Origin of the sequence: Propioniciclava sp. (genome assembly GCF_029977985.1) — a bacterium.
In the GTDB taxonomy this organism is placed as follows: Bacteria; Actinomycetota; Actinomycetes; order Propionibacteriales; family Propionibacteriaceae; genus Propioniciclava.
Genome location: NZ_JARKOT010000125.1, coordinates 1 through 10,178, shown reverse-complemented (window position 1 = coordinate 10,178; position 10,178 = coordinate 1). Strand labels below are relative to the sequence as shown.

Here is a 10,178-nt window from a genome sequence, read left to right as displayed (position 1 = left end):
CCGGGTTACCGGGAACGGGGACCTCCTGCGCCAACAGACCACCTCTCAGATCAGCGTCGCGCATGGCACCAGATGCTTGCGATCCCTCCTCGCCCGACGACCTCAGCCTACCGTCGCCGACCCCCATGGGTTCTGCCGCGCTCCTCGTGGCATGGACATTTCAACCGCTTCGAATAATTGCTAGCGCCGGTTTAAGTCTCGGATATTCGAACCACCCGAATAGCCCGCCGCCGGCCCTGTGGCGCCCCGGATTCGCCGGGAATCACGCGGAGAACGCGGGTTCCCAGTCGATTGCATCTGATGCACGATTCGTACATCTAATGTAAGCGGCCCGCCCGTCATCGTCACGGCAAGGATGGCCTTGCGCACCTGTCGGCATGGATACCGCAGACGATTCGGCGCCGACCGAGGGGCGGCCTCCGTTGATCGAGACCCGGCAGGCGGAAGCCTGGTTCGCCCGCACCCACCCCGCCGACTATGCCCGGTGGGACCGGGCCGTCCTCATCGCCGACCTCAGCGATGACGGCGAGACGTATGACCGGCTGCACCGCGAGACGGTGACGCTGTGGCGTGAGCACCGCGACGACCCGCTGCCAGTCGAGGAGCACCGCACGGTCGAGCTCGCGCAGGCCATCGCCTGGCTCGGCGACCGACACGACGCGGCCTGGGTACGCGCCAACGTGCTCACCGTCGACGCAGCCGAGCACGAGCGCGACGAGGAGACGCTCATCCGCTCCTGGCGGGCGCACCGGGACGAGCCCGAGCTGCCGGGCCGCGTGGTCGGATATGTCTCGTCGCTGGCGCGGGCGCGTGAGGCCCGGTTCGAGCAGGCCACCAACTGGCACCGCCTGCACGACCCCGCCGGGCACACCGAGTGGTCGCGGCGACGCGACTACGCCGACACCATCGGCGACGAATGGGCCGACGACGGCCGGCTGCTGCGCCACTGGTACACGCAACATCCAGCTGCGACCCGCCGAACACCTGAGACCCCAACGCGCGACGCAGCGCAGACCGGCACGTCCCGGACGGTGCGGCAAACGGCCGGAGCGTCGCCGTTCGCTACGCCGGAGCTGGACGCGGGCCACGGCCCGGCACGGAGCCTGTGAACGGGCCGAGGGAGGCGCGGGGTGCACCTGTCGGCATGGATATCTTCCCGGATTTCGAGGGGCTGAGCGGGATCGCCGAGCTGCGCGAGATCGCCGGCGCCCTGCTCATGTTCGTCCTCGTGGTCGCGGTGCTCATGGTGATCGTGTCCGCGATCTGCTGGGCGGTCGGCTCGGCGGGCGGTAACTACCAGATGGCCGCCAAAGGCCGCGTCGGGGTGCTCGTCGCTCTCGGCGCCGCGATTCTCGCCGGCGGTGGTGTCGCCTGGATCAACTGGCTCGTATCGGTCGGCGAACAGCTCTAACCCCACCCGCCCTTCTTTTTCTGGTCTGCGCCCGTTCCGGCTTCCCCGCGGAACGGGCGCTGTGGTGTGCGCAGGACACCTTGCGGCAGATCCACCCATCTCGTCTCGTGAAAGGACTTGCCGTGATCGACATCGACCCCAACAGCTCCGGGCTTCCCGGCATCGAACAGCTCCGCGTGATCGTGGGCGCCGTGATGACCGTCGGCCTCGTGCTCGCCGTCCTCGCCCTCATCATCTCGGCGGTGGTGTGGGCCTACGGCTCCAACAGCAGCAACCCCCACTTGGCCGGCCGCGGCAAGACGGGGCTGCTCATCTCCTGCGGGGCCGCCGTGGTCTGTGGCGCCAGCGTCGCGCTCATCAACTTCTTCTGGGGCGTGGGCCAGCAGGTCTAGCCGCGATTCGGCCGCGAAACGTGCGTCGGAGTTGGCCCTTTGACCGCCCAACGTGTCCACCGAGTTGGCATCTGACCACCCAGTTGGCACTTGTCCGCACGCCTGCGGCGGGCACCGCGCCCGGAGTTCCCACCAGCACTGATTCCCGAAAGGAGCGGCGGCGTGAGCGTCTGCGATATCCCCGTCATCTCGAACGTATGCGATGCGGTCGGCGAGGGCACCGCGAGCCTGATCGCGGCCCCGTTCGACTGGCTCGCCTCCTCGATGGCCGGAGCCGCGGCCTGGCTGATGGAGGCCATGTGGACCGTGTTCGACACGACGACCCTGGTCGATCTCACCCACGAGGGCTTCGTATCCGTCTACAACATCGTCTTCGGCATCGCCCTGTTCGTCGTGGCGATCTTCTTCTGCCTCCAGCTCATCACCGGCCTCGTCCGCCGCGACCCCGGCGCCCTCAGCCGGGCAGCGCTCGGGGCCGGCAAGTCGATCCTCGGCTCGTTCGTCGTGCTGACACTGACGGCCTTGCTGTTGGAGGCGGTCGATCAGCTCTCGATCGGGATCGTGCAGGCAGCCGGTGAGACCACAGAAACACTCGGTGACAAACTCCTCCTCCTCGCACACGCCCTGGCCGCACTGAACATCGCCGCCCCCGGCGTCGGCGCGATCATCAGCATCTTCCTCGCCGGGCTGATGATCGCCGCCGTCGGCATCGTCTGGCTGACGTTGCTGATCCGCAAAGCGCTCATCCTCGTGAGTGTCGTGCTCGCCCCGCTCGCCCTCTCCGGCGCGTCCTGGGACGCCACCCGCGGGTGGATCGGCAAATGGGCGATGTTCCTCGTCGCCCTGTGCGTGTCCAAGCTCGTGCTCGTCGTGGTGTTCCTCGTCGCGATCACGCAGGTCGCGACCCCCATCACGGCCGATCTGACCGCGGTCACCGAGCCGATCGCCGGGATCGTGCTCATGGGCATCGCGGCGTTCAGCCCGTACCTGGTGTACCGGCTCATCAGCTTCGTCGGCTTCGACCTCTACAACTCCATCGGCAGCGAGCAGGACGCGAAGAACGCCCTCAACCGGCCCGTGCCGTTGCCGACGAAACCCAAGGGCGACGACGCGAAGAAGGTGCTCGACGGAGGCGGCGACAAGAGCGGCGGCGGCAAGGACAGCGGCGGTCAAGCACCGAAGGGCAAGCCGCCGACCCCCTCGCCATCGCCGGGGCAGACCCCGACACCGGGCGGCAATGGTCCGACGCCGGGCCCGGTCCCGGTGATGGTCGCCACCGCCGCGGTGAAGGTCGCCAAGGACAGCTCCGAGGCCGGGCCGAAGGCCGGCCGTCAGCTCGGCGAGCAGGCCGAAGCCACCACCGACCACGCCAACAACGGCGGTGGCAACGGGGGCAAGCCCGGTGGCAATGGCGGGCCGGGTGGGGGCACGCCGCCTCCGCCGTCCCCGCCGCTGCCGAAGACGCCCACGGACGGAAAGGGATAACCCCATGGCCTCGACCGAACAGAGCACCGGCAGCGAGCTGGAGCCGGTGAAGTTCTCCCGCCTCACCCGCCGCGGCATCATCCTCGGCCTGTCGCTGTCGCAGCTGATCGCGGTCGGCATCGGCGGCGCCGCCCTGGTCCTGGCCTTCTACCTGGGCGGCGGCATCCTCCTCGCATACTCCGCACCGATCTGGGGGCTCGCGATCCTCGTCACCTGGGTCAAGGCCGGCGCCCGCCCGCTCGTGGAGTGGGTGCCGGTCGGGTTCTGGTGGCTGTGGCGCACCACGGGCGGGCAGCTGCTCTACCGGCGCCGCATCGTCGCCCCGAGACCGGAGGGCACCCTCGCGCTGCCCGGCGATATGGCGCGGCTGCGGGAGTACGTCGACCCGGTCACCGGGGCGGGCATGATCCACGACCCCACCAGTTCGACCCTCACCGTCGCCGTCGCGGTCACCCATCCCGCGTTCGTGCTCCTCGACCCGGCCGAGCAGCACCGCCGCGTCACCTCCTGGGGGCGCGTGCTCGCCACCGTCTGCCGCTCCGGACGAGTCGCCGCCTTGCAGGTGCTGGAGCGCACGCTGCCCGACTCGGGGCAGGGCCTCGCGGAATGGTGGGCCGAGCACGGTTCCCCCGGCGACGACTCGTGGGTGGCGACCACCTACGCCGAGCTCATCGACCGGGCCGGCCCCGCCGGGGAACGCCACGCCACCACCCTGTCACTGAGCCTGGATATGCGGGCGGCGGGCCGGCAGATCCGCACCGCCGGCGGCGGCATCAAGGGCGCAGCGAACGTGCTCAGACAAGAAATGTCGACCCTGCTCGCCGCGCTCCGTGCCGCTGATTTGGACCCGTCCGGGTGGTTGACGACCGGGGAGCTCGCGGTGATGCTGCGCACCGCCTACGATCCCGCGATCGGCCCCACCTTGGAGCGGCACGGGCAGCTCGGCCACCAGCTCGCCACCGCCGGCCCGGTCGCCGTGGTCGAGACGTGGGACCGGCTGCGCACCGATTCGGGGTATCACGCGGTGTTGTGGATCAGCGAGTGGCCGCGGGCGTTGACCTATCCGGGGTTCCTCGCCCCGGTGATGCTCTCCACCGGCGTGCAACGCTCCATCAGCCTGCTGTGCACCCCGATGCGCACCGACCAGGCCGTCCGTGACATCCGCAAGAAGAAAGTCGAATACATCAGCGACTCGAACCAGCGGGCGAAGCTCGGGCAGATCGAGGACGCCAGCCAGTCCGCGGAGTACCAGGACGTGCTCCGGCAAGAGAACGACCTCACGGCCGGACACGGGCTCCTGCGGTATACGGGCCTGATCGCCGTCACCGCGCCGACCACTGACGAGCTCGATAGCGCGGTCGCCGCGATCGAGCAGGCCGCAATCCAGTCCTCCTGCGAGACGCGGCTGCTGGTCGGGCAGCAGGCGGCCGCGTTCACGGCCGCGGCCCTCCCGCTCGCACGCCGCATCTGACCGGCGGTCCCGTGGCCGCCGGGGTGCACCTGGCCGGTACAGCGCCCCGACCCCCTTTCACCTCCGGGGTCGGGGCGTCTGCTGTGTCCGCCAGTTCAAGGGAGCCGATCATGCCGACCTATTCCGACCCGCACGCCGACGCACGCGAGGCGTCAGAAGCCATCCGGGGGCTTGCACACGCGACCCAGCACGTCGAGGACCCCGACGTGTTGTATCCGATCATTGGGGAGACGCTGGCGACCACCCGCCGACTGGGGCAGGTGCTCGACCAGCTCGCCCGCGCCCACCAGCACCACACCGGCCGCGCTACAACCGACGACGGCGACCCGGCCGCAGGCTCCCAGCTCGCATTCGAGACGGCCGCAGCCCTCCACGAAGCCTCGGCACTCGTCGACCAGGCCGATACGACACTCGACCGGGCGTTCAACCGAGCCGGACGGATCGCCTGGCAGCCGGCCCGGGATGAGCGCTGGATCAGTGTCGTGTTCCTGCAAGGCGGCGAGGCCGACCCGGTGATCGAGATGATCGACCGGCAAGGCACGGACGCCGCGATCGAGTTCCTCGCCGGCTGGGATGCCGGCGACGAGACCGTCCAGGACGCGCTCGAGAACGGGTACGTCTACGACACCCCGCCGCAGACACCCGCCGACCGGGTCGCGACCCGAGACGTCTACGCCCTCACCTACAGTCCCGACCTCGGCTACGTCGGCCTGACCCGGCAGATCGACACACCACCCGACCCGGACCTGCTCGGCATCGACACCCCGGTGCAGGCCGATGCGCCGGCAGCCAAGGCACCGGCGGTGGGGACGCCTGCCGCGGAAGAGCCGGCGCGGGGTCGGCATCGGGGGCAGGATCGGCGGGACGGGTCGTGGTTCCTGCCCGACGCGATCGCCGACGTCGCCGAAGCCCGTGGGATCACCCGATGACCGGCCAGCAGCGGGAGGCGGAACGGCTGCACACCTCGGTACTCGTGACCCCCGCCAAGGAGCGGCGACGCCTGCGCAAGCAGCGCCGCCGGGCCGCCGCCGAGCTCGTCGCCGCACAACACCGCACCCAGCGCGCCCAGGCGCGGGAGAAGGCGGCCGCGGAGCGCGCCGAGCGCAAGGCCACCCGGTATCTTCCCTCGGCCGGGGAACCGGGGCCGGCCGCGCTGCGCACGCCGGGCCGGTTCCGGGTGCCGAGGCATCAAGACACCTCCGCGGTGCTCGCCGGCGCCTACCCGTTCCTCGCCGAAGGCGGCCTCGGCAGCGGGGGCGTGTTCGTCGGCCAGGACCTCTACAGCGGCGGGAGCTTTGTGTATGACCCGTGGGTGCTCTACGCCCAAGGCCAGATCACCGCCCCGAACCTCGTCCTCGCCGGCATCGTCGGCTCCGGCAAGTCGGCGCTCGCGAAGTCGCTCTACACGCGCTCGCTCGCGTTCGGGCGGCGCGTGTACGTGCCCGGTGACCCGAAAGGCGAGCACACGCCCGTGTGCGAGGCCGTCGGGGGCCGGGCGATCACCCTCGGCCACGGCCTCCGCACGCGTCTCAACCCGCTCGATGAGGGATACCGGCCCCGGTCGATGGACGACGAGCAGTGGGCCGCGACCGTCGCCTCGCGCCGCCGCGACCTCGTCGGCGCGCTCACCGAGACCGTGCTCGAACGCCCCATGAGCCCGCTGGAACACACCGCCGTCGACGCGGCGCTCGCGCAGACCGTCGCGGAGAACACGGTGCCGACTCTGCCGATGGTGGTGGCGCACCTGCTCGCCCCGTCGAACGACCCGGACGGGCGGCTGGCCGAGGACGGCCGCATGGCCGGGCACGCGCTGCGCAGATTGGTCGGGGGTGATCTCGCCGGCCTGTTCGACGGCCCCAGCACGGAGAAGTTCGATCCGACCCTGCCGATGGTCTCCCTCGATCTGAGCCGCGTCACCGAGAACTCGACGCTGATCTCGGTGTTGATGACGTGTTCCAGCGCGTGGATGGAATCGGCGCTGCTCGACCCGGACGGCGGGCAGCGATGGTGCATCTATGACGAAGCGTGGAGACTCATGCAGCACCCGGCGCTGCTGCGCCGGATGGATGCGCACTGGCGGCTCGCCAGGGCCTATGGGATCGCGAACATGTTGATCTTCCATCGCATCGCCGACCTCGAAAACGTCGGCGATGCGGGGTCGGCCATGCGGTCGCTCGCGAACTCCCTCCTCGCGAACGCCGAGACGAGAGTGGTCTACCGGCAGTCCAGTGACCAGCTCGACTACACCGGCGCCTCGCTCGGTTTGTCGGGAACGGAGCGGAAGCTGCTCACCGGGCTCGGCGTCGGGCAGGGCCTGTGGAAGATCAAGTCAAGATCGTTCGTGATCCAGCACCAACTGCACCCCGACGAACTGGAATTGTTCGAGACGGGGGTCCGGGCCAGGGGCTGAGCCGAGAGGGTCGGCACACCTGACGGGCATGAAGCCTGCTGATGACGACGCTACTCCGGTTCCCGTTTCTGTGCCACTGCTGTTGCTCGTCGTGCACGAGGACGGCACCCTCACCGTCACCCACGACGGCCACCCGGTCGTCCCGCCCCCAGGGGCAGAGGCGTGGCGGCGCGCCATGTTCGGACAGATCATCGACCTCGTGACGCGCGACCGGGCGTTGCCGGTGCGGGTCGAGGTGCGCGAGTCGGACGGGACGGCCTTCACCGACATCCTCCCCGCCACCACCCGCACGAAGCAGACCCCGGAACTTGAGCCGGGGCCGGCGAAGCCGGCCAAGAAGCGCCGCCCAGCCGATCCGGTCCTGGTCGAGGCGGGTGACGGGTTCATTCCCGGTGAAGATGTCGCCGTCGCGCTCGTCACCGGGCACACCGATGCCTCCCAGCACGGCACGGTGCGCGCCCTCCTCGACCCGAAACTGATCGCCGGAGCTGGGGCGACCGAGGTGATCCTCGTCGGCCGCGTCTCCGGCACCGTCGCGATCCGGGGCCTGTCGTGAGCGGGCAGGGCCGGCAGCCGGCCCCGATGGGCGACGAGCTCACCAACGTGCTCCTGGCCGGTGTCGGCGCCGCGCTCGGCTTCGCGCTCATCCTGCGCGCCGCCGGCAGTGTCGCCGCGTTCGTCTCCGGGCTGCCGCAACCGACCTCGGGGCTGACTGGCGGGGTCGCGGTGGTCTTCGACCCAGGTGATCCCGGCGCCGAACTCGGTGTATCGGGCCTGAGTCCGGTGGTGTACTGGATCGTCACCGCCCTCATGCTCGCCGTCGTCATCGTCTCGGTGGTGTGGGTGTGGTCGCTGCTGCGCCGCCACACCAAGGCGACGCTCACTGATCCGCATCGGCAGGAGGGCACGGCGACCGGGCACGAGATCGTGCAGGTCGCCTCGACCCGTGCGCTGATGCGCCGCGCGGGAAATCTCCGCCCCTCGCTCGACAACCCGACGCCCACGGACGTGGGGTACCGGATCGGTACCGCGCACCGCCGCCCGGTATGGGCCAGCGTCGAAGACTCCATCCTGCTCCTCGGGGCTCCGCGGAGTGGCAAGGGTCTCCATGTGGTGATTCCGATGATCCTCGACGCGCCGGGCGCGGCCGTCTGTACGAGCACGCGCCCTGACAACCTCACCGCGTGCCTGCGCGCGAGGGCGCGCATTGGCCCGGTCGCGGTGTTCGATCCGCAACGCCTTGCCGAGGGGCTCCCTGCGGGTCTGCGGTGGTCGCCGATCCGGGGCTGCGAGTCGCCGCAGACCGCGATGATCCGCGCCGCCGGCCTCGCCTCGGCCACCGGCCTGTCCTCGGGCGGGGTCGAGGGCGGCGACTTTTGGGAAGGCAAGACGAGAGCCGCGCTCCAATGCCTGCTGCACGCCGCCGCGCTGGATCGCCGCAAGCCGGTCGAGCTGTTCCGGTGGACGCTGGACCCTTCGGCGGCGGCCGAGGCGGTCGCGATCCTCACCAACCACCCCGACGCCGCGGTCGGGTGGAACGACGCGTTGGCGTCGATGATCGACTCCGAACCCCGCACCCGTGACTCGATCTGGCAGGGCGTCTCCCTCGCCCTCGCCGCGCTCGCCGACCCGCGCGTGCTCGACACCGTCTCTCCGTCAGAGGGTGAGGAGTTCGACCCGGAAGCGTTCATCCGGCGGCGGGGCACGCTGTTCCTCCTCGCGACCGGCGCCGGGGCCGGGAACAGCGCTTCGCTGGTGGCGGCGCTGGTGGAAGACCTCATCGAGACCGCCCGCCGCCTGGCCGCCCGCTCCACCGGCGCCCGCCTCGACCCGCCGCTGCTGCTCGCGCTCGATGAGATCGGCAACCTCGCACCACTCCCGAGCCTGCCGACATTGATGGCTGAGGGCGGCGGGAGCGGGGTGACGACCCTCGCGGTGTTGCAGTCGCTCGCGCAGGCGCGGGACAAGTGGGGCGAGCACCAGGCCGGCGCGATCTGGGACGCCTCCATCGTGAAGCTCATCCTCGGCGGCGCGTCGAACTCGAAAGACCTCCAAGACCTCTCCACCCTGATCGGGGAGCGCGACGAGCTCACCGACACCACCACCATCGGCGACTACGGCTCCCGCTCCAACCAGAGGTCCGTGCGCAGGGTCTCGATCATGCCGCCCGACCGGATCAGAACCTTGCCGTTCGGCACCGCCGTCACCCTGCTGCGGTCGGCGCCGCCGATCATCACCGACCTCACCCCGTGGCCGGCCCGCCCCGACGGGAAGCAACTCAAGGCAGACCGTGCCGAGATCGAACGCCTCCTCCAAGCCGGCGAACCCCCGGCTGCGCAGTCCGCGGGGTCGGCACCGGCCGAGTGACCGGGAGGCGGCGAGCACACCTCCCTGATGCAACGGCCGCCGCACGGCTGGCCGACCGACACGATCAGGGAGCATTCTCATGAGCGAGCACGACCCCACCACCCCGGCGTCGCGGGAGCCCGACGTCACCCCTGAACTGGAAGCGGGCTTCTACGGGTTCGTCGCCACCACGCCGAAGTTCTCCGACGAGAACGGGAAGCCGACGCTGTTCTTCCGCGCCGGCCAGATCCACTACGACTACCACCCCGACGGGTCGCGCACCCAACTGCCGACCACCTTCCACAGCATCGTCGCGTTCGACGGCGCCGCCATGCACGGCGACCGCCACCTGCAAAAGCGCGACGTGTTCCTCGCGTTCGGCCGGATGGACGACAAGCCGCACCCCGAGACCGGAGCCCCGCGACAGCGGTTCATCGCGAACCGGCTCGGGCACGACATGGCACGCATGAACTACGACGTCGGCAGCCCCCGCCGCACCGTGGACATGCACAAGCCCGACCGGGAGCAGCCCGGCCGGGAACAGGCCCGTGGCGTCGCGTTCGCGCACGTCGAGGCCGAACAGGTCGAAGCCGAACAGCCCGCACGAGCGATGTGAGGCCCGCCATGAGCGACGACCTCGACCCCACCGTCCCGCCCGCCGTC

At 70.5% G+C, this 10,178-nt stretch carries 10 protein-coding genes; all 10 read left to right on the top strand.

Annotated features, from left to right (window positions below; all coding sequences use genetic code 11):
• Positions 1-377: 377 nt before the first annotated feature.
• The 10 genes from Q1K57_RS08075 (at position 378) to Q1K57_RS08030 (ending at position 10,131) form a co-directional block, all read left to right on the top strand.
• Entirely contained in the window at positions 378-1,109 is a 732-nt protein-coding gene (locus Q1K57_RS08075) for a hypothetical protein (protein ID WP_300080760.1), read from the top strand.
• Between the two features lie 35 nt (positions 1,110-1,144).
• Positions 1,145-1,411 (top strand): DUF6112 family protein, encoded by a 267-nt coding sequence (locus Q1K57_RS08070; RefSeq protein ID WP_300080758.1) that lies wholly within the window; start codon positions 1,145-1,147, stop codon positions 1,409-1,411.
• 122 nt (positions 1,412-1,533) lie between these two features.
• Positions 1,534-1,803, top strand: a complete 270-nt coding sequence (locus tag Q1K57_RS08065; RefSeq protein ID WP_300080755.1) for a DUF6112 family protein — start codon at positions 1,534-1,536, stop codon at positions 1,801-1,803.
• 162 nt (positions 1,804-1,965) lie between these two features.
• Positions 1,966-3,288, top strand: coding sequence for a conjugal transfer protein TrbL (locus tag Q1K57_RS08060; protein ID WP_300080752.1), 1,323 nt, complete (start codon positions 1,966-1,968; stop codon positions 3,286-3,288).
• Between the two features lie 4 nt (positions 3,289-3,292).
• Positions 3,293-4,759 (top strand): SCO6880 family protein, encoded by a 1,467-nt coding sequence (locus Q1K57_RS08055; RefSeq protein ID WP_300080749.1) that lies wholly within the window; start codon positions 3,293-3,295, stop codon positions 4,757-4,759.
• A gap of 110 nt (positions 4,760-4,869) precedes the next feature.
• Entirely contained in the window at positions 4,870-5,688 is an 819-nt protein-coding gene (locus Q1K57_RS08050) for a hypothetical protein (protein ID WP_300080746.1), read from the top strand.
• The gene (locus tag Q1K57_RS08045; RefSeq protein ID WP_300080744.1) at positions 5,685-7,169 is read left to right on the top strand and encodes an ATP-binding protein; all 1,485 of its coding nucleotides are present in this window, start codon (positions 5,685-5,687) and stop codon (positions 7,167-7,169) included. Before Q1K57_RS08050 ends, Q1K57_RS08045 begins: the two co-directional genes overlap by 4 nt.
• A 70-nt stretch (positions 7,170-7,239) precedes the next feature.
• Complete coding sequence (locus tag Q1K57_RS08040; RefSeq protein WP_300080741.1) at positions 7,240-7,725, top strand: hypothetical protein; 486 nt, start codon at positions 7,240-7,242, stop codon at positions 7,723-7,725.
• Between the two features lie 26 nt (positions 7,726-7,751).
• Positions 7,752-9,536 carry a TraM recognition domain-containing protein gene (locus Q1K57_RS08035; RefSeq protein ID WP_300080738.1) on the top strand — a complete coding sequence of 595 codons (1,785 nt, stop codon included), beginning with the start codon at positions 7,752-7,754 and terminating at the stop codon, positions 9,534-9,536.
• 79 nt (positions 9,537-9,615) lie between these two features.
• Positions 9,616-10,131: a hypothetical protein gene (locus Q1K57_RS08030; RefSeq protein WP_300080735.1), complete on the top strand. Its 516-nt coding sequence runs from the start codon at positions 9,616-9,618 to the stop codon at positions 10,129-10,131.
• Positions 10,132-10,178 lie beyond the last annotated feature (47 nt).